At 70.4% G+C, this 22,721-nt stretch carries 22 protein-coding genes; 15 read left to right on the top strand and 7 right to left on the bottom strand.

What is annotated here, in order from left to right; all coding sequences use genetic code 11:
- Nucleotides 1-9: 9 nt before the first annotated feature.
- On the bottom strand, nucleotides 10-1,257 hold the full coding sequence (locus RBS12_RS19860) for a PTS transporter subunit EIIC (RefSeq protein ID WP_307967529.1): 1,248 nt from the start codon (nucleotides 1,255-1,257) through the stop codon (nucleotides 10-12).
- A gap of 177 nt (nucleotides 1,258-1,434) precedes the next feature.
- Here RBS12_RS19860 and RBS12_RS19855 point away from each other — a divergent pair, with 177 nt between their 5' ends.
- On the top strand, nucleotides 1,435-1,665 hold the full coding sequence (locus RBS12_RS19855; RefSeq protein ID WP_307967898.1) for a PTS glucose/sucrose transporter subunit IIB: 231 nt from the start codon (nucleotides 1,435-1,437) through the stop codon (nucleotides 1,663-1,665).
- Nucleotides 1,666-1,679: 14 nt separating this feature from the next.
- A complete protein-coding gene (locus RBS12_RS19850) occupies nucleotides 1,680-2,147 on the top strand; it encodes a glucose PTS transporter subunit IIA (protein WP_307967897.1) in 468 nt (155 codons plus the stop codon).
- A gap of 62 nt (nucleotides 2,148-2,209) precedes the next feature.
- Here the strand turns inward: RBS12_RS19850 and RBS12_RS19845 are convergent, their stop codons facing one another.
- Together RBS12_RS19845 and RBS12_RS19840 are read right to left on the bottom strand one after the other, a co-directional pair.
- The gene (locus tag RBS12_RS19845; RefSeq protein ID WP_307967896.1) at nucleotides 2,210-2,962 is read right to left on the bottom strand and encodes a GntR family transcriptional regulator; all 753 of its coding nucleotides are present in this window, start codon (nucleotides 2,960-2,962) and stop codon (nucleotides 2,210-2,212) included.
- Nucleotides 2,963-3,030: 68 nt separating this feature from the next.
- The gene (locus RBS12_RS19840) at nucleotides 3,031-4,002 is read right to left on the bottom strand and encodes a LacI family DNA-binding transcriptional regulator (RefSeq protein WP_307967895.1); all 972 of its coding nucleotides are present in this window, start codon (nucleotides 4,000-4,002) and stop codon (nucleotides 3,031-3,033) included.
- A gap of 142 nt (nucleotides 4,003-4,144) precedes the next feature.
- Here RBS12_RS19840 and RBS12_RS19835 point away from each other — a divergent pair, with 142 nt between their 5' ends.
- The 6 genes from RBS12_RS19835 (at nucleotide 4,145) to RBS12_RS19810 (ending at nucleotide 10,094) form a co-directional block, all read left to right on the top strand.
- Nucleotides 4,145-4,942 (top strand): ABC transporter permease, encoded by a 798-nt coding sequence (locus tag RBS12_RS19835; RefSeq protein WP_307967894.1) that lies wholly within the window; start codon nucleotides 4,145-4,147, stop codon nucleotides 4,940-4,942.
- Complete coding sequence (locus RBS12_RS19830; RefSeq protein WP_307967893.1) at nucleotides 4,939-5,811, top strand: ABC transporter permease; 873 nt, start codon at nucleotides 4,939-4,941, stop codon at nucleotides 5,809-5,811. The genes RBS12_RS19835 and RBS12_RS19830 overlap by 4 nt, the downstream gene beginning before the upstream one ends.
- Nucleotides 5,808-6,812: an ABC transporter ATP-binding protein gene (locus RBS12_RS19825; protein ID WP_307967892.1), complete on the top strand. Its 1,005-nt coding sequence runs from the start codon at nucleotides 5,808-5,810 to the stop codon at nucleotides 6,810-6,812. Before RBS12_RS19830 ends, RBS12_RS19825 begins: the two co-directional genes overlap by 4 nt.
- Nucleotides 6,813-6,901: 89 nt before the next feature.
- Entirely contained in the window at nucleotides 6,902-7,981 is a 1,080-nt protein-coding gene (locus RBS12_RS19820) for an extracellular solute-binding protein (RefSeq protein ID WP_307967891.1), read from the top strand.
- Complete coding sequence (locus RBS12_RS19815) at nucleotides 7,978-8,907, top strand: nucleoside hydrolase (protein WP_307967890.1); 930 nt, start codon at nucleotides 7,978-7,980, stop codon at nucleotides 8,905-8,907. The genes RBS12_RS19820 and RBS12_RS19815 overlap by 4 nt, the downstream gene beginning before the upstream one ends.
- 62 nt (nucleotides 8,908-8,969) lie before the next feature.
- A complete protein-coding gene (locus tag RBS12_RS19810) occupies nucleotides 8,970-10,094 on the top strand; it encodes a hypothetical protein (protein WP_307967889.1) in 1,125 nt (374 codons plus the stop codon).
- 7 nt (nucleotides 10,095-10,101) lie between these two features.
- Here RBS12_RS19810 and RBS12_RS19805 read toward each other — a convergent pair whose 3' ends face one another.
- Nucleotides 10,102-11,106 carry a LacI family DNA-binding transcriptional regulator gene (locus tag RBS12_RS19805; RefSeq protein WP_307967888.1) on the bottom strand — a complete coding sequence of 335 codons (1,005 nt, stop codon included), beginning with the start codon at nucleotides 11,104-11,106 and terminating at the stop codon, nucleotides 10,102-10,104.
- Between the two features lie 135 nt (nucleotides 11,107-11,241).
- On the opposite strand from RBS12_RS19805, the gene RBS12_RS19800 reads away from it, so the two are divergent.
- From RBS12_RS19800 to RBS12_RS19780, 5 genes are all read left to right on the top strand, one after another.
- Nucleotides 11,242-11,457 carry a hypothetical protein gene (locus RBS12_RS19800; protein ID WP_307967887.1) on the top strand — a complete coding sequence of 72 codons (216 nt, stop codon included), beginning with the start codon at nucleotides 11,242-11,244 and terminating at the stop codon, nucleotides 11,455-11,457.
- A gap of 5 nt (nucleotides 11,458-11,462) precedes the next feature.
- Nucleotides 11,463-12,962: a sodium:solute symporter family protein gene (locus RBS12_RS19795; protein ID WP_307967899.1), complete on the top strand. Its 1,500-nt coding sequence runs from the start codon at nucleotides 11,463-11,465 to the stop codon at nucleotides 12,960-12,962.
- Nucleotides 12,963-13,064: 102 nt separating this feature from the next.
- The gene (locus RBS12_RS19790; RefSeq protein WP_307967886.1) at nucleotides 13,065-14,729 is read left to right on the top strand and encodes an amidohydrolase; all 1,665 of its coding nucleotides are present in this window, start codon (nucleotides 13,065-13,067) and stop codon (nucleotides 14,727-14,729) included.
- A gap of 4 nt (nucleotides 14,730-14,733) precedes the next feature.
- The gene (locus RBS12_RS19785; protein ID WP_307967885.1) at nucleotides 14,734-15,399 is read left to right on the top strand and encodes an alpha/beta family hydrolase; all 666 of its coding nucleotides are present in this window, start codon (nucleotides 14,734-14,736) and stop codon (nucleotides 15,397-15,399) included.
- Between the two features lie 88 nt (nucleotides 15,400-15,487).
- The gene (locus tag RBS12_RS19780; RefSeq protein WP_307967884.1) at nucleotides 15,488-16,993 is read left to right on the top strand and encodes a sialidase family protein; all 1,506 of its coding nucleotides are present in this window, start codon (nucleotides 15,488-15,490) and stop codon (nucleotides 16,991-16,993) included.
- A 26-nt stretch (nucleotides 16,994-17,019) separates the two neighbouring features.
- On the opposite strand, the gene RBS12_RS19775 is transcribed toward RBS12_RS19780, so the two are convergent.
- Nucleotides 17,020-18,696 (bottom strand): SulP family inorganic anion transporter, encoded by a 1,677-nt coding sequence (locus tag RBS12_RS19775; protein ID WP_307967883.1) that lies wholly within the window; start codon nucleotides 18,694-18,696, stop codon nucleotides 17,020-17,022.
- Between the two features lie 72 nt (nucleotides 18,697-18,768).
- Here RBS12_RS19775 and RBS12_RS19770 point away from each other — a divergent pair, with 72 nt between their 5' ends.
- Complete coding sequence (locus RBS12_RS19770; RefSeq protein WP_307967882.1) at nucleotides 18,769-20,184, top strand: NAD(P)/FAD-dependent oxidoreductase; 1,416 nt, start codon at nucleotides 18,769-18,771, stop codon at nucleotides 20,182-20,184.
- Between the two features lie 24 nt (nucleotides 20,185-20,208).
- On the opposite strand, the gene RBS12_RS19765 is transcribed toward RBS12_RS19770, so the two are convergent.
- Both RBS12_RS19765 and RBS12_RS19760 read right to left on the bottom strand, forming a co-directional pair.
- Nucleotides 20,209-20,988 carry a hypothetical protein gene (locus tag RBS12_RS19765; protein WP_307967881.1) on the bottom strand — a complete coding sequence of 260 codons (780 nt, stop codon included), beginning with the start codon at nucleotides 20,986-20,988 and terminating at the stop codon, nucleotides 20,209-20,211.
- Complete coding sequence (locus tag RBS12_RS19760) at nucleotides 20,985-21,269, bottom strand: hypothetical protein (RefSeq protein ID WP_307967880.1); 285 nt, start codon at nucleotides 21,267-21,269, stop codon at nucleotides 20,985-20,987. Before RBS12_RS19760 ends, RBS12_RS19765 begins: the two co-directional genes overlap by 4 nt.
- Nucleotides 21,270-21,519: 250 nt before the next feature.
- Between RBS12_RS19760 and RBS12_RS19755 the strand changes: the two genes are divergently transcribed.
- Nucleotides 21,520-22,721, top strand: a 1,202-nt coding sequence (locus RBS12_RS19755) for an IS481 family transposase (RefSeq protein WP_307967378.1), incomplete at its 3' end; no start/stop codon positions are given.

The following is a 22,721-nucleotide window of genomic DNA, read 5'->3' as shown; positions in this document are numbered from 1 at the left end:
GGGTTGGGGTTATTTGGCTGCTTGGGTTTCGATGGTGACTTCGTCGTCTTCGCGGCCGGGGGTGCGCAGGTTCCAGCGTTTGATGACGAAGGAGAAGAGGAAGTAGTAGATGGCGGCGTAGGCGAGGCCGATGGGGATCAGGAGCCAGGCGTTGTGGGCCTTGCCGAAGTTCAGGATGAAGTCGATCAGGCCGGCGGAGAAGGTGAAGCCGTCGTGGATGCCCAGGAGGTTCACCAGGGCCAGGGAGGTCCCGGTGAGGGCGGCGTGGATGATGTAGAGGGGGAACGCGACGAACATGAAGGAGTACTCGATCGGCTCGGTGATGCCGGTCAGGAACGCGGTCAGGGCGGTGGAGAGCATGATGCCGCCGACGATCTTGCGCTGGGAGGGCTTGGCGTGGCGCCAGATGGCCAGGGCCGCGGCGGGCAGGCCGAACATCATGATGGGGAAGAAGCCGGTCATGAAGGTCCCCGCGGTCGGGTCGCCGGCGAAGAAGCGGTTCAGGTCCCCGCGCACGAGGGTGCCGGCGGCGTTGGTGTAGTCCCCGACGAGGAACCAGACCATGGAGTTCAGGATGTGGTGCAGGCCCGCGGGGATGAGCATGCGGTTGGCGAAGCCGTAGACCCCGCCGCCGACGACGGTGTTGGACGCCACGGCGGTCCCGACCCAGGACAGGGCGGCGTTGAACAGCGGGTACAGGAAGGACAGGACGACCCCGACCACGAGGGAGGTGACGGAGGTCAGGATGGGCACGAGGCGGCGGCCGGAGAAGAAGCCGAGGAAGTCCGGGAGCTTGGTGCGGTAGAACCGCTGCCACAGCCCGGCCGAGAGCAGGCCCACGATGATCCCGGCCAGGACCCCGTAGTTGATCGCGGCGGGCTTGCCGGCCGGGTCGACCTGGCCGGCCAGGACCACGGGGGACATGGCCTTGAAGACCCCGTCGATGACCATGTAGCCGACCACGGCGGCCAGGGCGGTGGAGCCGTCGGCCTTCTTCGCCCAGCCGATCGCGATGCCCACGGCGAAGATCAGCGGCAGCCAGGAGAAGACCGCGCTGCCGGCGGCGGAGATCACCGCGGCCCCGGCCGAGAACCCCGGGATCGCCCCGAGCAGGTCCGCCTGCCCGAGCCGGAGCAGGATCCCGGCCGCGGGCAGCACCGCGATCGGCAGCATCAGGGTGCGGCCCAGCCGCTGGAGCGTGGCGAAGACCGCGTTCGGCTTCTTCTCGGCCACCACGGCCGCTTCGGAGGTAGACATCGCAGGCACCTTTGCGTGAGTCGAACAGGGAACCGGGTCTTGTGAAGAGTGGTCTCTTACAGGTACTGTCCGGTTATGACCAGTTCAGTTTCGAGTGTCGCAGCTCACGATGTCAAGCGTGACGCTCGAGCGAATCGGAGACACACTGGTCTCGTTGTTCCAGCAGAGAGGAAAGCCATGTCCAAGGCGGAGAAGATCATCGAGGGGCTCGGCGGAGCCGCCAACATCGTGGAGATCGAGGCGTGCATCACGCGCCTCCGCACCGAAGTGAGGGACGCCTCGCTCGTCAAGGAAGACGTGCTCAAGGCCGCCGGCGCTCACGGCGTGCTTGCGGCGGGCTCCGCGGTCCAGGTCATCGTCGGTCCCGAGGCGGACACCCTCGCCGAGGACATCGAGGACCTTCTGTGAGCCGAGGACTTCCCGTGTCAGACGAGCCGTTCGTCGTCCTCTCGCCGTTGAGCGGGCGCGTCATCCCGATCACCGAGGTTCCCGATCCCGTGTTTTCACGCCAGATGGTCGGCTCTGGCGCGGGCGTCGAGCCGGCACCCGAGGAGTTCGACGTCGTCTCCCCGGTCGCGGGCAAGATCGTCAAGCTCCTTCCCCACGCCTTCGTCGTCGTCGACGCGGGCGGGCGCGGTGTGCTCACGCATGTCGGCATAGACACCGTGAAGCTTCAGGGCGAGGGGTTCACGATCCTGGCCGCGAAGGGCGACGAGGTCGCCGCCGGTGCGACCATCATGCGCGTCGACCCGCAGCCTGCGATCGCTGCGGGCTACTCGCTCGTGAGCCCCGTCGTCGTCCTCGATTCGAAGGCCGATTCGGCGACGTTGCTTGCCGAAGGCTCCGTGGCGGCGGGGGAGCAGCTCTTCAGCTGGGCGCGCCCGGCCTGAACGACTCTCCGTGCGGCGCCCGGCGTGATGTCACGCCGGGCGCCGAGCCATGTGCGCCAGTCTCAGAGGTGGACTTCCATCGTCAGCGCGTAGCGGTCGGAGCGGTACCACGAGCGCGCGTGCTCGATGGCCTGCTCGCCCGAGAAGGAGACGCGGTCGAAGAACAGCACGGGCGCGCCCGGCTCCGCGCCGAGGAGCACGGCGATGTCTGACGGCGCTCCCTCGGCGCGCACGGACTGGCGCGCACGATCGATCTGGTGGCCGAAGTCGGCGGCGAGCGCTCGATAGACCGAGCCCGTGAGGTCGATGTCCAGAAGCCCTTCGACAAGGCTCGCGTTGTACCACGCATCGTCGACGCTCACGGGTCGGCCGTCCGCGAGGCGGAGCCGCCGGATGTGGTACGCCTCTTGTGCGCGGACGAGGCCGAGTGCCTTCGCCGTCGCGGGCGGCGGGAGGAGCTGCGCGGCCTCGAGCACAATCGTGCTCGGCTTGTGCCCCTGGGCCTCCATCTCCTGCGTGAAGGACGCAAGGTGGAGCGTCGACTGGACGGCTCCTTCGGAAATGAACGTGCCCTTGCCGGGAACCCTCACGAGATGCCCCTCATTCACGAGGCGGCCAATCGCCGCCCGCACCGTGATGCGGCTGACCCCGAACTGGTCCATGAGCGTGCGTTCGCTCGGCACGCGCTCGCCCGGCCCCAGCTCGTCCTTGGCCATCCTCAGGAGGATTGCGTGGAGCTGCTCATGCTTGGGGATCTGGCTGTTCTCGATGGCGGCGGGGCCAAGACGCTTCTCCGCCGTGCTGCTGATCGCCATGGCTCGCCTTTCCTGGAGGAATGAATTGGATAGTACCAGTACAGACCATCAGGCGCGGGAGGTCGAGCCTATGGCGCGGGTTCCGCGTGCGGCCAATGAAGGGGTACGGCGACCCGCTGGTGAAGCGGCGCGGGCGCAGAGCCCGTGCTGAGCATCGCGAGGAGGGTCGACATGGCGGTCTCTCCGACGCGGTCGGCGTCGACGTGGAGGGCCGTCACTCCGAGGCCTTCGAGCAGCCCGACGGCGAGGTCGTCGGCACTCGCGACCGTGAGGTCTCCGGGAACGGCGACCCCCTCGCGCTCGAGCGCGAACAGGAGCCCGAGGGCGATCGCGCTCGCGTAGACGATCACCGCCGTCGCGCGCGTCGCCGCTAGCTCGCGGGCAAGGGCGACGCCGGAGCGGAACACCGGGGGCACGGGGCCGAGCACGACGACGTCGCACGAGTCGCCTGCCGCTGCCTCGATCGCGCGGAAACGGCGCCCGTCCATCCAGGATCCCTCGGGGCCGCCCACGTACGCGATCCTCGTGTGCCCGGCCGCGACGAGCCCGGAGACGAGGCCCGAGAGGGCCTTGGGCGTATCGGCGATCACCGAGGGCAGCCCCTCGATCTGCCGATCGACCGTCACGAGGGGCTTGCGCTCCGCGAGCGACCTGAGGAAGGTGCCGGACGATCGCGGCGACGCGAGGACGAAGCCGTCCACCTGGTCGGCGAGCCGCATGAGGCGCTCCCGCTCCGCCTCCGTCTCGCCCGGCAGCACGGCGACGGTCGCGTGGAGGTCGCCCGCCTCGGCCGCGCGTTGGGCGCCCTGGATGATCGGCGTGAAGAACGTGTTCTCGAGTGTCGGGACGACGATCGAGACGAGGCCGGTCGAGCCCTTTGCGAGCGCGCGGGCGGCGCGGTTGACCGAGAAGCCGAGCGTGGCGGCGGCCTCCTCGACGCGTCGGCGCGTTGCGGGCGCGACGAGCTGCGGCTGGTTCATCGCTCGCGAGGCCGTGGCCTTCGAGACGCCCGCGAGCGCGGCGACATCCGCCAACGTCATCTTCGCCCGGCCTTCCCACTGGGTTTCATTTGTGTGTAGCCTACAGGGCATATGAAACCGGTTGTGGAACCGGATTCATCCCCACCTTCAACGCTACCTCGGATCGGAGTCCCGTCGGGTGCTGTCCAAGAAGTCCGCGCTCATGCTGCTTGCGCCAGGGGTCGTCTTCATCGTCCTCGGCTTCTGCGTCCCGGCTCTCATGCTCCTGTTCGCTCCGCCGGGCGTCACGGCAGGGGATGTGATCGCGCGCCTCGGGCGCATGCTCCAGGACCCCTACGACCTCGCGATCATCTGGCGCACGGTGGGCCTCGGCCTGCTCGTCACGGTCCTGAGTGTCGCGTTCGGCTTCCCGATCGCGCTGCTCCTGGCCCGCTCGACCTCGCGCTGGGCCGGCCTGCTCCTCGCGCTCGCGATCTTCCCCCTGCTGTTGAGCAACGTCGTCCGCACGTACGGGTGGCTCGTGCTCTTGGGCAAGAACGGCGTGATCGGCCAGATCGCCACGGCCCTGGGGCTCCCGGCCCCACAGCTCCTCTACACCGAGACGGCCATCGTGCTGGGCCTCCTCCAGCTGTTCCTCCCGCTCGCGATCATCTCGTGCTATTCGGCGGTCGCGCAGGTTGACGGCGGTCTCGAGGACGCCGCGCGAGGTCTCGGCGCGTCGCGGACCCGGGCGTTGTGGACCGTGACGCTCCCGCTGTCGCTGCCAGGGGTCGTCGTCGCCGCGACGCTCGTCTTCGCGGGCTCAACGACGGCGTACACGACGCCCTACCTGCTCGGCGGAAGCAACCAGCGCATGCTCGCGACCCAGCTCTTCAACTACTCGTCGGTGAGCATCGACTGGGCCGGAGCCTCCGCCGTCGCGATCATCATGACCGCCCTCGTGTTCCTCGTCTCGGCCGCGTCGGCCGCCCTCGCCGGACGGAAGGGGAGCGTCGCATGAGCCTCGATACCCGCGCACCCGAGACGACCGCCTCGCGCGCCCCGCGAAGCGCGCGGCCCGCGCGTCGCCCCGCCGTCGAACGCCGCCCCGTCCTCGGAGCGTTCGCCGTACTGGGCTACATCGTCATGATCGTGCCCATCCTGTTCGTCGTCGCCGCGGCGTTCTCGGGAGGCGACAGCCTCAAGTTCCCGCCGGACAGCTTCTCCCTCAAGTGGTTCGTCGCCGCGGCGGCCTACAAGCCATTCATGGCTTCGCTCCTGCAGAGTACCGAGCTCGCGGCCCTCGCGACCCTCCTCGCCCTCGTCCTCGGAGTGCCCGCCGCCCTCGCGCTCGAACGCGGGCGCCTGCGCGGAAAGGCCTGGGTGCAGGGCCTCTTCCTCTCGCCGCTCATCGTTCCCGAGCTCGTCGTCGGCCTTGCGCTCTACCAGCAGCTCATCGCGGCGCTCGGCGTCTCGAGCTTCGCCGCACTGCTCGTAGGCCACACGGCCCTGCTCATCCCGTACGCCGTGCGCGTCACGGGCGCCTCGCTGGCCCTCGCCGATCCATTCGTCGAGGAGGCCGCGCGCGGCCTCGGCGCGGGGCCGCTCAAGGTCTTCACCTCGGTCACCCTGCCGCTCCTGCGGCCGGGCATCGTCTCGGCGTCGCTCTTGGGGTTCGTGACGTCATTCAACAACGTCCCGCTCTCGCTGCTCCTGCAGGGACGCAAGTTCGCGACCCTTCCCGTGACCATGCTCGATTACGTCCAGCAGTCGTACGACCCCATGATCGCCTCCATGTCCACCCTCATCCTGGCGGCCACCGTCCTCGTCGCCATGCTCGCCGAGCGGGCCGTCGGCTTCGCCAAGATCTTCGGAGGTATCAACAGATGAACCCTGCAGCGAGGCTCACCGAGGTGAGCCAGGTCTTCGGTGACTTCACCGCCGTCGACCGCCTGGACCTGGACATCGAGGCCGGGAAGCTCACGACGCTCCTCGGCCCGAGCGGCTGCGGCAAGACGACGACCCTGCGCATGCTCGCCGGCTACGCGCGGCCCACCTCGGGCCGCATCGAGATCGGTGGGCGCGACGCGACGGCCCTCCCGCCCGAGAAGCGCAACCTCGGCATGGTCTTCCAGAGCTACGCGCTCTTCCCGCACCTGAGTGTGGGGGAGAACGTCGCGTACGGGCTCAAGCTCCGCAAGGTCGCGGCACCCGAACGACGGCGGCGCGTCGCCGAGGCGCTCGACATGGTCGGCCTCGGGCGTCTCGCCGACCGCAAGCCCAAGGCGCTTTCGGGCGGGCAGCAGCAGCGCGTCGCCCTCGCCCGCGCGATCGCGATCCGGCCCGAGATCCTGCTCCTCGACGAGCCGCTCTCCAACCTCGACGCGCGGCTGCGCATCCAGATGCGCTCCGAGATCCGCCGCATCCAGCAGGAGACGGGCCTCACGGTCGTCCTCGTGACGCACGACCAGGAGGAGGCGCTCGAGATGAGCGACGTCATGGTCCTCATGCGCAGCGGGAAGATCATGCAGAAGGGCACCCCGCAAGAGGTCTTCGAGCGGCCGGCCAACCGCTTCGTGGCCGAGTTCATGGGCTACGAGAACTTCTTCGCGACCCGCGAGCACCCCGCGGCGACCGTGCGTCCCGAGAACCTCCGACTCCTTGGCCACGGCGCGGCGCCCGACGACGGCGGCCACGGCTTCCCGGCTGTCGTCACCCAGGTGGCGTACCGCGGAGTCGACCTCATCGTCCGAGCCAACGCAACGGACGCCGCGGGCGAGGACGTCGAGCTCGTCGCGGCCGTGCGTGCGGATTCCGGGACTCGGCTCGAGCCGGGCGCCCGCGTGACGGCCGGGATCCGCCCCGCGGACCTCGTTCCGCTCGCGGGCTAACCCCCGCACCTCTTCCACCCCCCTCCGCCCCCGCCCTTCACCCTCCCTTACCCCCACCCCACCCACCCTGAGCAACGAAAGCAGAGCCCATGAAGATCACCGCCCGGAAGGGCCTCGCCCTCGGCGCCGCCCTCCTCACCGCGACACTCGCCCTCACCGCCTGCGAAGGGAGCGCCCAGTCCGCCCAGACCGGCGACCCGGAGGAGAAGAAGCTCGTCGTGAGCACGTTCCCGTTCGGCGTCGACGCGTTCAAGAAGGCCGTCGTCGAGCCGTTCACGAAGGCCACGGGCATCGAGGTCGAGGTCGAGACGGGATCGAACGCCGATCGCATCTCGAAGCTCGGGGTCAACAAGAACTCGGGCGTGGACGTCATGCTCATCTCGGACTTCTACGCGGCCGTGGGCCAGTCCAAGGGCCTCTTCGACAAGGTCGATCCGGCCAAGGTGCCGAACATGGCGAAGGTTTCCAAGTTCGCGACGGACGGCTCTCTCAACGGCCCCGCATACACGTTCCAGCTCAACGGCCTGATGTACCGCACGGATGTCATGGACGCGGCGAAGGCCGCGAAGTGGGACACGCTGGCCGATCCCGCGAACGCGCACAAGATCGCGCTCCCGGACTACGCCGCCACATCGGGCCAGCTCACGCTCTCGGGGATCTCCACGGCGTACGGTTCGGGGCCGTTCGACGTCGACAAGGGCCTCGCGAAGCTCGGCAAGCTCGCGCCGTCGACCCTCAAGTTCTACAGCTCCTCGACCGAGGTCACGAACCTCATCCAGCAGAAAGAGATCGTGCTCGCCCCCGCCCTCGACGGCTTCGCGAGCAGCCTCGTCTCCTCGGGCGCCCCGGTCGCGTGGACGCCGGCCGAGACGGGCAAGTACATGTCGACGAACCGCGCGATGATCGTCAAGGGCACCGAGCACCCTGGCAATTCCGCCAAGTTCATCGACTACCTGCTCTCCGCCGAGGCCCAGTCCGCCGCGGCCGCGGCCTACGGCGACAAGCCGGTCAACCCGGACGCGAAGCTCCCCGACCTCCTCACGAAGGTCTCGGGCCCTGCGGCGAAGGATCCGATCGCCGCCGGCTTCACGGTGCTCGACATGGATCCGATCGTGCAGAACCGAGCCGCGTGGGTCGAGCGCTACGCCCGCGAGGTCACCTCGAAGTGACCCGCCCGGTCGTCATCAGCTGCGACCCGGGAGTCGACGACGCCGTCGCGCTCGCGCTGGCCTTCGCCTCGCCCGAGCTCGACGTGCTCGCTGTGGCGGCGACGGCGGGCAACGTCTCCGTCGAGACGTCGTCCGCCAACGCCGCGGCCCTGCTCGACCTCTTCGGCGCGCCAGCTGAGCTGGCCGTGCATTCCGGGGCGTCGGGACCGCTCCGCGGGGAGCGCGTTCCCGACGAGCCGGTGCACGGCGCGGGCGGCTTGGGCGGGGTGCGGCTCCCGCCGTCGTCCCGCCGGATCGAGCACGACGCCGTCGAGCACCTCGCGAGGACTATCCTCGGCCGCCCTGGGGAGGTGACCCTCGTCGCGCTTGGCCCCCTCACCGACGTCGCCCGCCTCTTCGCCGAGCACCCCCGGACGGTCGGCGCGCTCGATCGGCTCGTGATCATGGGCGGCGCCGTCTTCGCCCAGGGCAACGTCACACTGGCGGCCGAATTCAACTTCTTTGCGGACCCCGAGGCGGCCGCTGCCGTCCTCGGGGCCGCGCGGCCCATCGAGCTTGTCCCGCTCGACGTCACCCGCGAGGCCGTCATCGATCGGGCCACGGCGGCCGGGCTTGCCGAGCTGCCCACGCCCGCCGGAACGGTCGGGCGCATGCTCGTGGGCATGTGCGACGCGATGGCCGCTCGCGGGCGGCCCGACGTGGCCGTCATGCACGACGCGCTCGCCGTCGCGGCCGTGCTCGACCCGGGCCTCGTCGAATGGGCCGACGCCGCGGCGACCGTCGAGGTCGACGGGACGCTCACGCGGGGCGCGGTCGTCGCCGATGTGCGCGGCGTCTCGGGCCGCGCGGCGAACGTCCGCTACGGGACCGCCGTTGCGTCCGAGCGATTCATGCACCTGCTCGTCGAGCGAGTGACGGCGCTTTAGCGCCCCTGCCGTCCCACCGTTCCGACCGAAATGCGCCCCACTGGGGGCGGAGGAGAACTCCTATGACTGACAGCCGTGCCTACGGCGCCTACCTCGACCGGATGCCGAAGGCGGACCTCCACGTCCACCTCACAGGGACCGTGAGGGCCTCGACGTTCGCCGAGCTTGCCCGTCGGGAGGGCCTCGTGCTGCCCGAGGACCCCCTCACGGTGTTCAAGAACATCAATTCGCGTCCACCGGATCCCGCGCTGTACCGGTCCACGCGGATCCCCGTCCCGCAGGGGCCCTCGGCGGACGAGCCCGAGGTCTCGTATTCGCTCTTCCAGGCCTCGACGTGGGTGCTCGACTGCCTGCGGTCCGCCGACGACGTGACGCGGATCGTGTTCGAGGCCTTCGAGGACGCGCACGCGAGCGCGACCCGCCACCTTGAGCTCTTCTTCGACGAGCTTCCGCCGAGTCTCGCGCACCTCGGCTACGCGGGGTACGTCGAGGCCATGGCCGTGGGCATCCGGCGGGCGGAGACCGAGTTCGGCATGACGGGGCTCCTCATCGCGGGCGTCGACCGGAGCAAGAGCGGCGAGCACGCGCTCGCGCTCGTCCAGACGCTCGTCGACAACCCGCATCCCGACGTCGTGGGCATCGGCCTCGACAACCTCGAGACCTCGGGCCCGCCGGAGCGCTTCGAGGCCGCGTATCGGCTCGCGGGGGAGCACGGGCTCAAGCGGACCGCGCATTCGTCCGAGCATGCCCCCGTTGCGCAGAACACAATCACGTGCCTCGACCTCCTCGGGTGCGATCGGATTGACCACGGGTACTTCGTGCTCGAGGACGACGACGTCGTCGCCCGCCTCCGCGAGGAACAGGTCGCCTTCACGGGGATCTTCACGACGTCGCGCCGCTCGTGGCGGCCGTGGCGCCGCGCGTCGTTCAAGGCGATGCATGATGCGGGGCTCAAGATGGTCATCGCGTCCGACGATCCGGGCATGTTCCCAACGACGCTCGCGGCCGAGTACCGGATCGCGGGCTTCGAGCTCGGGCTGGGCCCCGCCGCCATGCGTCAGCTCGCGCTCAACGGCGTCGACGCGTGCTGGCTGCGGGAAGAGGCCAAGGCCCGCCTGCGCGAGCGTTTCGTCGCCGAGCTCGACGCCCTCGAGGAAGAGCTCTTCGCGGGTACTCCGATCGGCTGAGGCGCCGTCAGCCGCGACTCGGTGCGCCGGCCGCAACGAGCTCGGCGGCGTGCGTCCGGTGCGAGCCCCGGAGCGCGGGGGCCGCGATGACGTCGAGCAGCAGCCGGACCGCTTCCGCACCGAATTCGCGCGGTCTGAGATCCATGGCCCAGATCCTCGCGTCGGGGAGCTCGGTCGTCGGATCTCCCGCGAGCGAGGCGAGCTGGAGATCCCGCCCGGGCGCCCTGCCGAGCTGCTCGAGGAGGCCGATGCACCGCCCCGCGAGCCCCTGCTCGGCGCACACGATGCCACCCAGGCCGGGCAGGGCGAGGGCGCGTTCGACGGCGGTGCGCAGCTCGTGCTCGGCTGGCGCGATCGTGACCGAGAGCTGGGCTTCGGGGATCCCGTGCTCGGCGCACCATGCGGTGTAGGCGCGTTCGACGTCGACGACCCACGTGGGCTGGAATTCCGGCCCCGACGTGATGAGGGCCGGCCGGCCCGCGCCGGACGAGGCCATGGCATCGAGGATCCGGCGAGCCCCGGCCGCATGGTCGATGCTGACGTCCGCGGCGATCCGCTCCGCGAACTCGTCGACGGGACGCCCGGCCGAGACGATCGGAATGTCTGTCCGGACGAGCCGCCGCGCGCCCAGGTCGTCGCCGAGCACGTCGACGATGATCGCGCCGTCGACCTGGAAGCCGTGGGACGCGGCCCGCTCGGGCGATGACGCGAAGAGCGTCAGGTCATAGCCTTGGGCGGCCGCCTCGTCGGCGACCCCGAACGCGAACTCCATGTAGAAGTGCACCGACGAGCGCAGCCCCTGGGGGATGTAGAGGCCCAGCGCCCCTGTCGAGCTCCGCCGCAGACTCCGTGCCGCGCGATTGGTTGTGTATCCCAGGCGTGCCGCGGCCTCGCGCACCCGTTCGCGCGTCGCGGGGGCAACACGGCTCGACTCCTGGAGCGCCTCGGAGACGGTCGACTTGGAGAGGCCGAGTTCCCGCGCGAGGTCGAGGAGGGTCACGGGCGGGGCCATGCGAGCCATGGTAGCCGAGCTCCCCGACAACGGATCCGAACCATTGACCCGTGACGCGCAACACAGTACAGTCGAATTATTCGGAACGTTCCGAAAATCCAATCCCCAGAATCCAACCGCCCCCAAGGAAGCACCATGAAGCTCTCCTCAGCCCCGGGGAGGGGCCACCGCGCCACTGTCGCCGCGGTCCTCATCCTCAACGCCGTCCTCATGCTCTTCCCGCCCATCCATTGGGCGATCGCGGGACTCGGCCCCGTCGGGGCCCTCGCGTACGCGCTCGGCGCCCCTCTCGTCGCCGTCGTCTCCCTTGTCCTCCTGTACACGACCCAGCGCGCGGAGGAGGTCCAGTGAACTCGATGATCGTGGGCTATGGCGGTGTGATCGCGGCCCTCGCCGTCGTCGTGCTCGCCATGGAGCTCTCCAAGCGCAAGACGGCATCGTTCAGCGACTATGCGACGGGCGGCCGGTCGTTCGGCCCGTTCTTCGCGACCATGGCGTTCCTCAACACGTGGCTCCCCGGCGCGGTCTTCGTCGCGTTCGGCGGGCTCACCGTTTCCGCGGGCCTCCTGGGGTTCCAGGGCCTGTTCTATTCGCTTCTGGCCGTGATCCTCATGTTCCTGCTCGCGAGGCCCGTCCACGAATGGGGCCGAGCCTTCGATCTCCGCACTCAGGCCGATCTGCTCGGCCTGCGGTACAACTCGCGCGCCGTGCGCGTGGTCTCCGCGGTCATCGGCATCGCCGCGTCGTTCCCGTGGCTCGTCATGGGAATGCAGTCGCTCACGCTCGTCTTCGAATACCTCTCGTTCGGCGCCGTCGACGCGATCGGCGCGGTCGTCGTCGGAATCCTCGTGGTCGCGGTCCGCCAGATCTGGACGATGCGCTTCGGGATGCGCGGCGTCATGATCAGCGACATGGTCCAAGGCCTCCTCGCGTACGGCCTCGGCTTCGTGCTCGTGCTGGGCTTCGGGACGTGGCTCGTCACCAACGGCCACGGCTTTGGGGCGGTCCAGCCCGCGCTCTACGGGCTCCCCGGACCGGACAGCGCCGCCGGCGGCCTCTACGTCTTCTCGCTCGTCCTCACGGGAACGCTCGGCGGCTGGTGCTGGCCGGACATCTTCGTGCGGCTCTTCACGGCGCGCAGCACCGCGACGATCCAGCGCTCCGCCGTCCAGGCCGCACCCGCGCTGCTCGTCTTCAGCGGCGCCCTGACCGTCATGACCCTTCTCGCCTCGTCAATGCCCGACGTCGCGAGCGCCCCCGACCACGTGTGGTTCCTCGTCGCCCGCCACCTCGGCCCCGTGGCCCTCACCCTCGCAGGCATCTGCGTCGTCATGGCCACGATGGGCAACGTGAGCGCCAATCTCCAGGCACTCGGCACCCAGACGGTCAACGACATCCTTGGCGTCGCCCGTGGTGAGAAGGTCGAGACGCCCCGCGCGGGGCGGATCGCCGTCGCCGTGTTCACCGTCGCCGCGGCTGGCTGCGCGCTTGCCCTCGCGGGCGCTCAAGCCGGGCTCTTCGTCCTCGCGATGATCTCGTACCAGGGGATCTGCCAGCTCGCGCCCACGCTCTTCTTCGGGATCTTCTGGCAGCGCGGAAACGCGATCGGCGCCGTCGCGTCGATGATCGTCGGCCTCACCGCAGCGGCCGTCCTGCAGATGTCCTACCCGCTCTCGATCCCGTGGCTCGGCGGCCTCACCTCGGGTGCGGCAGCCCTGGTCCTCAACGCCGCGGTGTACATCGTCTGCGCCTACGCCTTCCCCGGCAGCGCCGAGGAGCGTGCCCGCATCGACGGACTCTTCGACCGCCTCCGGGTGCCTCGTCGTCGTCCGCTCGTCGAGCCGGCGTTCGACTGACCCGCCCTGCAACCCCCACCACCCTGACCCACCCCACCACCCTGACCCACCCCACCACCCTGACCCACCCCACCGCCCTGACCCACCCCAAGGAGTGCCCGCGTGAACGGCCAGACCGCCGCCCCTTCCCTCGTCCAGCCCGAATCCGCCGGGCCTGCGCCCACGGATCCCGCTCCGAGGACCGGGCCAGCCGATCTCATCGTGAGCGCCGGGACCATCCACACGCTCGACGACGAGCGCCCCGTCGCCGAGTCGATCGCGATCCGCGGCGGCGTGATCGTCGCCGTCGGCTCGCCGGCCGAAACGGAGCAGTGGGCCGGTCCCAAGACCCGGCGTGCCGAGCACCCCGGCAGCACGATCGTGCCCGGCCTGACGGACTGCCATGTCCACGTCCTCATGGGACTCGACCTCGTGCGCGGCGTAGACCTCACGGACCGGGACCGAAACGGCGTGCTCGGGCTGCTGCGCGAGGCCGAAGTCGCACTCGGGCCGGGGGAGTGGCTGCTCGGTTGGGGGCTCGACCCGAATGTGTTCACCGCGGGTGAGATCAGCGGCCGCCTCTTCGACGGGTTCTCCCGCCCGGTGGCCGCGCGCATGCGGGACGGGCACTCCGCCGTCGCCAACGCCGCCGCGCTCGCGGCTGCGGGGGTCACGGGCCGCGAGCGCCTTCCGGGCACGGCGAGCGTCGTCGTCGACGCGGCCGGGTCGCCCACGGGGTACCTCCTTGAGGCCGCAGCGATGGACCTCGTCACGGGCGCAGCCCCCGCGCCGTCGCCGGACGAGGAGCTGGACGGGCTTCTCGCCGTCCTCGAGGGCATGGCTGCGACGGGCATCACGAGCGCCCACGCGCTTGACTTCGGCGACGGCACGGGAGAGCTGCTCCGGCGGGCCGAGGAGCGTGCGGAACTCCCCGTGCGGCTGCGCATCTCGCCGATCTGCTGGCCTGGGGCGGGCGACGACGAGATCGAGCGGATCATCGCGCTCCAGGGGTCGGGCGGGCGGCGCTGGTGCGTCGAGGGCGTCAAGCTCTTCATCGACGGCACGGTGGACAACGGCACGGCGTGGCTCGACGAGCCGGATGTCTACGGCGAGAACGCCGCCTCCGTGTGGCACTCTCCCGAGGACTACGAGCGGACGCTCCACCGCTTCATCCGCGCGGGCCTCTGGACCACGACCCACGCGATCGGCGACGGCGGGGTGCGTCGCGTCCTCGACGCGATCGAGCGATCGGGTTCAGCCGGGCCCCACCGCATCGAGCACATCGAGACGCTCCCGGACGATCTCGTTCCGCGCTTTGCGCGCCTCGGCGTGGCAGCCAGCATGCAGCCCGTGCACGCAACGCACCACACGCGCGCCGACCAGACCGACAACTGGTCGGTGCGCGTGGGACTCGAGCGCACCCAGCGTGGCTGGCGCTGCCGTGACCTCCGGGAGGCGGGGGCCGTCCTGGCCCTCGGGACGGACTGGCCGATCACCCCCTACGATGCGCGCGCTCTCATGGCCGACGCACGGCTCCGTCGCCCGGCAGGCCGCCCCGAGGTGACACCGGTTCAGCCCGATCAGGCGCTCACGGCGCTCATGGCCCTTGAGGGCTACACGACCCACGCGGCGCTGTCGATCGGCGGCAGCCAGGGCCCGGGCCGGATCACCCCGGGCGCGCCGGCGCATCTCACGGTCTTCGGGGGAGACATCCTCGAGCTCGATCCGGACGACGCGGCGCGCGTTGACGTCGTGGCGACCTATGTGGACGGTGTCCGGGCAAGATAGTCCCATGACCGACCACGGCGAGCGCTTCCACCTCCCCACGCCCGCGGGCACCGTATCAGGCGTCTACGCGCGCCCCGACGGGGCCGACGCGACCGTCGTCGTCGCCCACGGCGCCGGCGCCGGCATGGACCACCCCTTCATGGTCGGCTACTGCGACGCGCTCAACGGCCTCGGCATCGCGACGCTCCGCTTCAACTTCGCGTACACGGAGGCGGGGAGCCGCCTCCCCGACCGCCCGCCCAAGGCCATCTCGGTGTGGGCGGCGGCGATCGAGGAGGCGCGCCGCCGCTCATCGGGGGAGCCAGTATGGGCGGCGGGGAAGTCGTTCGGGGGCCGCATGGCGTCCATGGCGTGCGCCGAGGGCGCCATGACGACGGCGGGGCTCGTCTTCATGGGCTATCCCCTCCACCCGGCGGGGAAGCCCGAGAAGGTCCGCGACGAGCACCTGTACGGCCTCAGCCTCCCCATGCTGTTCCTCCAGGGCACGAGGGACACCCTTGCGACGCGCGAACTTCTCGACGTCGTCGTCGCCAAGCTCCCCACGGCGACGCTGACGTGGTTCGACGACGCCGATCATTCCTTCGCGGTGAAAGGCGTCAAGCGGACGCCGTATGCGCTCGGGGCGTCGCTCGCCGCGCCGACGGCCGCGTTCGTGCGCGGGAACGGCTGAACTCGGCTCCTCCGGATCTTGCACGGCATCGCGGCCCGGTGGTGCGCTGGGACGCGTCGATGAGAACCATCGCCCCAAAGGGGAAGCCATGAATCTGAAATCTTCCACACCAACCCGTCTGCACACTCGTCGCGCAGCGCTGCTTGCTCTCATTCCTGCAGCGCTGCTTCTCAATCTGGGAGGCGCCGCGTCGGCGGCGACCTTCACGCCTCCTGTCGTCGCGAGCGACCCGAGCCCGTATGCCTCGTGCACGGTCGGCGGCGCGCCCGGCGCCGTCAACTACCCCAACGCCGAAGTCGAGCCGTGGGTGGCCGTCAATCCGAAGAATCCGCTGAACGTCGTGGGCGTCTGGCAGCAGGACCGCTGGTCCGACGGCGGGGCCCACGGTCTCGTCGCCGGCTATTCGAACGACGGCGGAGCCTCCTGGCGCGAGTCGGCCCAGCCCTTCAGCGCTTGCGCCGCGGGCGGTCCGGCCCGGTTCGACCGGGCGTCCGACCCGTGGGTCTCGTTCGGCCCCGACGGCACCGCCTATTCGGTGTCCATCTCGTTCCAAGGGGTGGGCGCCGACAACGGGGTGGCCGCGGCGACGTCGACCGACGGCGGCAAGACGTGGGGCAACCTCAACATTCTCAAGGAGGACACGACCTTCCAGTTCTTCAATGACAAAGAATCCGTGACGGCGGACCCGGTCCATGCCGGCACGGCGTACGCAGTGTGGGATCGGCTCGTCGCGCCGAACGGCAACCCGCGCGCCGACGCGCACACGCACGCCTTCACAGGACCAGCGTGGTTCGCCAAGACGACTGACGGGGGCAAGACCTGGGGCTCGACGCAGATCATCGTCCCGACGGCCGAGCACCAGCAGACGATCGGCAACCAGATCGTCGTCGACCCGCGAACTGGCACGCTGTACGACTTCTTCAACCTGATTCTCAGCAGCGGACCGAACGGGGCGGGGGATCTCCACGGGAACAACGTCGCCTTCGTCAAGTCCACAGACGGCGGCGTGACGTGGACGGCCCCGCAGGTCGTCGCGAAGCTCGGGACCGTCGGGGTGACGGACCCGAACACGGGCGCGCCGATCCGCACGGGAGACATCATCCCCGAGCCGGCTATCGACCCCGCGTCGGGCCAGCTCTACGTCGTCTGGCAGGACGCCCGGTTCAGCGGCGGCGTGTTCGACGAGGTCGCGCTCTCGTCGTCCCCGGATGGGGGTGCAACGTGGTCGGCTCCGCATCGCGTGAGCACCGACACCGGACGCCCGGCGTTCACCCCGAGCGTGCGCGTGAACAGCGGCGGCACGGTGGCAGTCACGTACTACGACTTCCGGAGCCTCGGAGCCGGCAACACGACGACCCTGCCGACCGACTACTGGTTCACGTCCTCGCCTGCGGGCGGGGCGGCGTTCGGCAACGAGACGCATCTCTACGGCCCGTTCGACATGCTCACGGCACCGAACGCGCGCGGGTTCTTCGTGGGCGACTACGAAGGCCTGGCGGCCTCGGGAGGGAGCTTCGCCTCGCTCTCGGTCCGCGCCAATGACGGCAACACCGCGAACCGCACGGACGCGGTGTTCACCGCCGTGCACCCCTAGAGGAACTGAAGGCGGCGGCTCCCACCTCAAGGGCGGGAGCCGCCGTCGTCCGTGCTGTCCTCCGACCGCAGGTTCCGCACTGCGGCGCTCACGGTCGGGTAGAAGTGGTCCGGGCCGAAGCGTTCGACCGTGCCGAATTGGAGCAGCCTGTCCTTGACCGGTCCTTTGAGCTCGGCGAACACGAGCCCGATCCCGTGGGCGTCGAGCCAGTCGTCGAGGAGCACGACCTGGTCGAGTGCGGTCGTGTCGATGCCGGTAATGGGCTCGGCCGCGACGACGACGTGGGTGACGGCGCGTTCCTCCGCGTCGACGAGCCCGCGGATGAATGCCGCGAACACGGGACCGTTCGCGAAGAAGAGGGGCGCGTCGAATCTCGCGAGGATGAGCCCTGGAACCCGCTGCGCCTCGGGATGGCGCGTCATGTCGTGGTAGCCGGGCACGTCGGGGCGGTCGCCGAGTTCGGCGCGGTACGGGTTCCAGGCCTGGCGGATGAAGTCGAGGAGCGAAAGCACGACCGCGATGACGATCCCCTGGAGCACCCCAATGGTCGTCACCCCGGCGAACGTCGCCAGCATGAGGAGCGACTCGCGGCGGCTGATGCGCCAGAGCCTCGTGATTGCGCGCGGGTCGACGAGCGCGAACGCTGCGGCGATGACGACGGCGGCGAGCGTCGCCGTGGGCAGATAGGCCGTGAGCCCGGGAACGACCCCCATGAAGACGGCGACGAGGAGTGCCGCCACGACCCCGGTCAGCTGGGTCCTGCCCCCGGCCTCCATCGCGACCGGCGTGCGCGATGAGCTGACCGACACCGGGAACCCGCCGAGCAGGCCGGTCGCGAAGTTGGCCGCGCCGAGCGTCGCCATCTCCCGCGTGCCCGAGACCGAGAGCCCCTCGCGGGACGCGAGGCTCTGCGAGAGGACGCTCGTGTCCGCGAAGACCATGAGCGCGATCCCCGCCGCGGGCGCGACGAGGGCGAGGGCGTCCGGCAGCGTGACACCCCCAAGCTCGGGAACGGGGAGCCCTTGGGGAAGCCGGCCGACGACGGCGACGCGGTCCCCGAGCCCCGCGATCCAGACGGCGAGCATCGAGCCGACGACGGCGAACAGGGCACCCGGCACCTTCCAGCGCAGGAGCCGGGGTACCGCAATCAGCACGAGTGACGCGAGCCCGAGGATGAAGGCGGCCACGTTCACCCCGTGGCTCACGGCCACGCCCGCGGTGGCAACGAGGCGCTCCCAGGGGATGTCTCCCGGGGCGACGACGCCGAGGAGCGTCGGCAGCTGGTTCGCGCCGACCGTGAGGGCGATCCCGGCGAGGTAGCCGAGCCGAATGGGACCGGAGAGCAGTCCCGTGAGCGCGCCGAGCCGGGACAGCGCCGCAACGAGGAGGTACGCCCCGATGAACACCGCCAGGAGGCCCGCGAGGGCCACGGCACGCGCGCTCCCGGCCGCCGCGAGCGGGAGCACCGCCGCGGAGATCATGGGCGCGAGCGCCGAGTCTGGCCCGAGGATGAGGATCCGCGACGGGCCGAGGGCCGCGTAGACGAGCAGCGGCACAATCGTCGCGTAGAGCCCCGCCGCGGGTGGGAGCGACGCGGCCTGCGCGTAGGCCATCCCGGCAGGAATGAGCATCCCGACGAGGGCCGCTCCCGCCAGGAGATCGCGCCCGATCCATCGTCGATCGTATCCCCGGACCCAGCTCATGCTGCGATGATGTCGCCCCCGCTCGGCCGGCACCAGACCCAGGGCCGCCGAGGTGAGTGGCAGGATGGAGGCATGACCAGCGCCGTCGTCGTCGGGAGCGGCCCCAACGGGCTGGCGGCCGCCGTGCGCCTTGCGCAGGAGGGAATCTCGGTCCGCGTCCTCGAAGCCGAGCCGAGGATCGGCGGCGGCTCGCGCTCGTCGGCTCTCACGCTCCCGGGCTTGGTGCACGACGAGTGCTCGGCGTTCCATCCCATGGCCGTCGCGTCGCCATTCCTCTCAAGCCTGGGCCTCGAACGGCATGGCCTCCGCTGGCGATGGCCTGAGGTCGAGCTCGCGCACCCGCTGGACGGCGGGCGGGCCGCGATCCTGCGTCGGGATCTCGGCGAGACCGCGAGCGGGTTCGGTGCCGGTGGCCGCTCCTGGTCGGCGACGGTCGGGGCGACCGCCCGGCGCTTCGACGAACTGGTCCCCGATCTTCTCGGTCCTGTGGTGCACGTTCCCCGCCGCCCGGCCGCGTTCGCGCGATTCGGCGCACTCGCGGCCCTCCCGGCCACGACCCTCACCCGCGCGTGGAAGGATGAGCCGGCCCGCGCCCTGTTCGCGGGCATCGCGGCACACGCCTTCGCGCGGCTCGACGCCCCCTTCTCGAGCGCCGTCGGGCTCGTGCTCGGCGCCGCTGCCCACGCGGTGGGATGGCCCGTCGCCGAGGGCGGGAGCCAGAAGATCGCGGACGCCCTCGTCGCGCGGCTGGTCGAGCTCGGCGGCAGCGTCGAGACGGGCGTTCGGGTCGATCGGGCCGAGGACGTCGGGCACGCCGACCTCCTTCTCCTGTGCGTCGCGCCGGGCGCCGCCGCGCGGATTCTCGCGGGCCGGCTCCCGACCGCCGTCGCCCGCTCCTATAGCCGCTATCGCCACGGTCCCGCCGCCTTCAAGGTGGACTACGCGATCGAGGGCGAGGTGCCGTGGGCAGCCCCCGACGTGCGACGCGCGGGCACCGTCCACGTGGGCGGCACGTTCGACGAGATCGCGCAGTCCGAGGAGCAGGCAGTGCGGGGCCGCATGTCCGCGAGGCCGTTCGTGCTCGTCGGCCAGCAGTTCGTTGCCGATCCGCAGCGCTCATCAGGGGGGCTCAACCCGCTGTGGGCCTACGCCCACGTCCCGAACGGCTATGCGGGGGATGCGACAGAGGCGGTGACGGCGCAGATCGAACGCTTCGCGCCGGGCTTCCGCAGCCGGATCCGCGCTGTCTCCGTGCGCACGGTGGCCCAGGCGGAGGCACACAACGCGAACTGCGTCGGCGGAGACGTCGCGGGCGGGGCCAACGTCGCGCGCCAGCTCGTGTTCCGGCCACGCGCGGCCGCAGATCCGTATGCGACGGGCATCCCCGGCGTCTTTCTGTGTTCGGCCTCGACCCCTCCTGGCGGCGGCACGCATGGCATGGCGGGCTTCCACGCGGCAGAGCGCGCGCTCGCGCATCTGAGGCGCTGAAGGGCGACCGCTCGCCGCCTGGCGCTAGCACGAGTCGCCCCGCTGTGAGGTGCGCCGAGTGGCAAATGAGGGTCGCCGTGAGCGCCCAGACGAGTTCACCCTCCCCATGCCGGGTTCGTTCATGATCCGCAGGGGAGTGCGAAGGCGACGTCCTGTGGCGAACAGCCAGATGGGCCATCCGATGTAGGCCGCGATGCCGATCGTTCCGGCGCAGGCGTAGAGGATTCTCTGGAGGGCCGGAGCGCCGGGCAGGGCGTAGCCCGCCGTCGCGAGGGGAAGTGCCGCTAGCATTCCGACGCCGATTGCCCGTCCCGAGAGTGCGAGCCGACGAGGGTACCCGGTCCGGTGAAGGAGGTGGTGGTTGACGACGGCTGCCCAGCCAGCCTGCGCAACGATTCCCCCGATGGACACCGCGGTCGACGGCGCAATGGGGACCACCTGGAGGGAGAGCAGCACACCGCTCGCCCCGGCGGCGCCACTGGCGGCGGCGACCGCCGCAAGACCGGCTCGGCTCCACGGCCCGCCGTCGAGGCGCCGGTGGATCTGGATGATGGCGGGGAGCGCGGCCACGTAGAACATTCCGCCGACAAAATCGTTGATCGCCCCGAACACGAACGGCCCGCCGCGGGGAACCTCAACGGCGTACATTGCCGCGAGGCTTGCCACTCCGGCTGCGCCCAGTCCGGCAGCGGCGTAGGCAGCTGCGCCGGCAAGGACGTCGCCCTTCAGCTCCCCGAGGGGGATCACCCGTGCCGGCCGGTCGGGTCGGACGCGCGCGCGAGGACCAGAGCGGCGGCCGCTCATGACTCGCCCTCACTGGTTCGCCAGTGGGCTGTGACGAGGTGGGCCGTCTCGACTGGTGCTTCAAGCGGCAAGAGGTAGGCCGCCCCGGGAACGCTCGCGGACGTGCCCCGGGGGGTGAGCCTCGCCGCTGCGGCGGCCTCGGCGGGGGTCCACTCACTGTGGTCCTCGCCGGTCGCGAAGAGCGTCGGCGCAAGGATCGAGGGAAGGACGCCGCTCAGATCCTTGCGGGCGAGCGCAAGCGAAGTGATCGCGTTGCCGAGGAGCCGCGGGTCAGACTCCACGAGGCATCCCATCACGTATCGGACGGCCTCTGGATCCCGGGCTCGCGTTTGGGGAGAGAGGAGCACATCGGTGATTGTTATGTCTCAAGACATCGGTGACAGTTCTGCCTCAGGACATCGGTGACGGTTCCGGGGTTCTTGGTGGTGACACTTCTTTCGCTCTGATGGGCTGGTGAAGAAGAACTCCACTGTCGATCCTCGTATCCGTCTCGCGATCTCTCAGTGGCCGGAGAACGCGCCTCGGGGTGCGGTGACGACGTTCTGCGCCGAGCATGGGATCTCGCGGAAGACGTTCTATGCGATCCGCGCCCGGGTCGCCGCGGACGGGCCGGCCGCGGCGCTGGAGCCCAGGTCGCGGCGCCCGAAGAACAGCCCGGCCAGGCTCTCGGACGATGTGAGGCAGCAGGCCATCGGGGTGCGGGCGGCGCTGGAGCGCTCCGGGCTGGACCACGGTCCGATCAGCGTGCACGAGAAGATGCGTTCCATGGGCCTGGCATCGGTGCCCTCGCCGGCGTCGCTGGCACGCATGTTCCGCCAGGCAGGGGTCGCTCGGGCCGAGCCGAGGAAGAAGCCGCGGGCCGCGTTCCGCCGGTTCGTGTATCCGGCGCCGAACGCGTGCTGGCAGCTGGACGCGACGGAGTACGTGCTCGCCGGCGGGCGCAAGTGCGTGATCTTCCAGCTCATCGACGACCACTCCCGCTACGCGGTCTCATCGCACGTGGCCCGGTCGGAGACGGCGGAGGCGGCCATCGCCGTGACAAGGAAGGGGATAGCCGCCCACGGGGTGCCGCAGCGGCTCCTGACCGACAACGGCAGTGCGCTGAACCCGATCCGCCGGGGCGTGATCGGCCAGCTGGTCATCTATGTGACCTCCCTCGGAGTCGAGCCGATCACGGGCAGGCCCAACAAGCCCACCACCCAGGGCAAGAACGAACGCTTCCACCAGACCCTCTTCCGCTGGCTGGACAAGCAGCCCCTCGCCGAGACGATCGACCAGCTCCAGGAACAGGTCGACGCGTTCGACATCATCTACAACACCCAGCGCCCGCATCAGGGCCTGCCCGGCAGGATCACCCCCCTGCAGGCCTGGGAAGCGACCCCGAAGGCCGAACCGCCCAGGCCGAGGCCCGCACCGCCCGAGCCCACAGTCCCGGGACGCGGCGCCGCCGCGGCAACACGCATCCGCCCGGGAGTGGAAGGGACGGCCACCCGCGTCGTGCCCGCCAACGGCGGCATCACGATCCGCGGCGTGAAGTTCCAGATCGGCAGCGCCAGGACCGGACTCCAAGTCCACATCGTCTGGGATCCCGAAGGGATCGCGTTCTTCGACCACCAGGGCACGCTACTGATCGAGCACCTATGGCCGGCCAAAGGAATCACCTACGTCAGCAACGGCCGCCCCGTCGGCACAAGGCCCCGCACCGACGAAACTGTCACCGATGTCCTGACACA

Origin of the sequence: Sinomonas sp. ASV322, assembly GCF_030908245.1 — a bacterium.
Taxonomy (GTDB): domain Bacteria; phylum Actinomycetota; class Actinomycetes; order Actinomycetales; family Micrococcaceae; genus Sinomonas.
The sequence above is the reverse complement of the archived record's forward strand: the minus strand, read 5'-3'. Positions and strand labels throughout refer to the sequence as shown.